1 protein-coding gene is annotated in these 1,873 nt (G+C 62.9%); it reads right to left on the minus strand.

Going from position 1 to position 1,873, the window contains the following annotated elements:
• Nucleotides 1–71: 71 nt before the first annotated feature.
• A complete protein-coding gene (gene ltrA, locus B0G57_RS30700) occupies nucleotides 72–1,466 on the minus strand; it encodes a group II intron reverse transcriptase/maturase (RefSeq protein ID WP_102607432.1) in 1,395 nt (464 codons plus the stop codon).
• Between the last annotated feature and the right edge of the window lie 407 nt (nucleotides 1,467–1,873).

The following is a 1,873-nucleotide window of genomic DNA, read 5'->3' on the forward strand; positions in this document are numbered from 1 at the left end:
ATCGAGTAGGGGACGGGGTTGCCCCCGTCGCCCTCTCACACCACCGTACGTGCGGTTCCGCATACGGCGGTTCATGAACAACGCTGGAGGCGCCGCTGAGTATCGAGCAGCGAAACCAGCCCCAAGGCATCAAACCAGCGCTTCGGGAAGGCTGCATTCATATGGCTAGCCCCGGCATTCCACCACGGACCTTGTCCGTTGGAGGCCGAGCGCCGAGCGCGGTCTTCCGTTAGCCCCTGGCGACGCAGCATTGCAGTGCGGCGTTGACGGCGCTTGGCTTGCCTCCATAAGAGGCATCGCAATCGCCGTCTTAGCCACCCGTCCAGTTCCTCCAGCACGCCCTTCACTTGGGTGTGACGGAAGTAGTTGAGCCAGCCGCGAAGTACTGGGTTGAGCACCTCGATCGTATGGCTCAGGCTCCTGCCCCGCCCCTGGCGCATAAGTTCCTTTACACGCGCCGTCAGTCGTTTGACGCTTTCGGACGCAACACGCAGCCGGGCCTGACGATGCGCTGTCACGCTGTAGCCCAGGAACTTGCGCGCCCAGGGCCGTGCACACGCGCTCTTCGCTTCGTTGATCTGCAGTTTCAGCCGTTTCTCAAGAAACATCGTCATCTGCTTCAACAGCCGCTCCCCCGCCGCCTTGCTTCGGACATAGATGTTGCAGTCGTCCGCGTAGCGGCAGAATGCATGACCGCGTCGCTCCAGCTCGCGATCCCAATCTGTAAGCAAGATGTTCGACAGCAGCGGCGAGAGTGGTCCGCCTTGCGGCGTTCCCTCCCGGCGCGCCGGCGCCATCCCGTCACGCATCAGTCCCGCTTCCAAGTAGCGCCGGATCAGCTTGAGCACCCGGTCGTCCTTCACCTGCCGAGCCACCCGCGCCATCAGGATGTCGTGGTTGACCCTGTCAAAGAACTTCGCCAAGTCGATGTCCACCACCCAGCGGCGACCTTCTTGCACATACCGCTGTGCCGCCAGCACCGCCTGCTGTGCGCTGCGCTGCGGCCGGAAGCCGTAGCTCGACTCGGAGAACCCAGGCTCGAAGATCGGTTGGAGTACCTGGTGCAGCGCCTGCTGAATCAGTCGGTCCAATACCGTCGGGATGCCCAGCGTCCTTACCCCGCCCGCAGGCTTGGGTATATCCACTGCTCGCACCGCCGCCGGCATATACCGTCCGTCCAACAACGCTACCTTCACGCTCGGCCAGTGCATCTTCAGCCAGTCCTTGAACTGCTCCACCGATAAGCCATCGACTCCCGGTGCGCCGCGGTTCTGGACCACCCTCTGATACGCCTGCCACAAGTTGCTACGTTCAACCACCGCGTCCATCAACGATGGTCCCTCCGCTTTCGTTTGCCCGGTGGCCGCCGTACCAGCCTCAGCACCACGCGCGCCATCCCCGAGGTTCCGCCCCGGCTCCTGCGTCATGGCCCCGTTCCCACGGGCTTGTGCTTCTTCGGCTCGCATCGAGTCTCCACCGTCCTAATCGCGGTCCTTCATGTTCGGCCCTTCGGTCATACCGCACCTACTATGGCCTCGGCTGACTTCTGCACAGCCATCCCAGCGCCTCTCGACGCCGGTAGCCCCTTGGCAGCCGTGCAGATCTCCCCGGGTATTGCGCACCCACCTTCACGCTTATGCCTGTCGGATATACGCCGCATCGTTCCGTGCAAGTTTCGGGCTTTGACCTTTATCGCTGCCTTACCCCAATGCGTCGCCTCATATCCGCTTCCTGTTCGTCAGGCCAGCGCTTTGCCTCGGGCTTCCTTCAGATTCGCAGTCGCCCGCGACACCCTTGCCTCCGGCTAACACTTCCCCTTGCCGGGCGTGTAGAGGACTTTCACCTCCAAGTGAATGCGCCCTGCCGGGCGCAC

Origin of the sequence: Trinickia symbiotica, from assembly GCF_002934455.1 — a bacterium.
Classification (GTDB): domain Bacteria; phylum Pseudomonadota; class Gammaproteobacteria; order Burkholderiales; family Burkholderiaceae; genus Trinickia; species Trinickia symbiotica.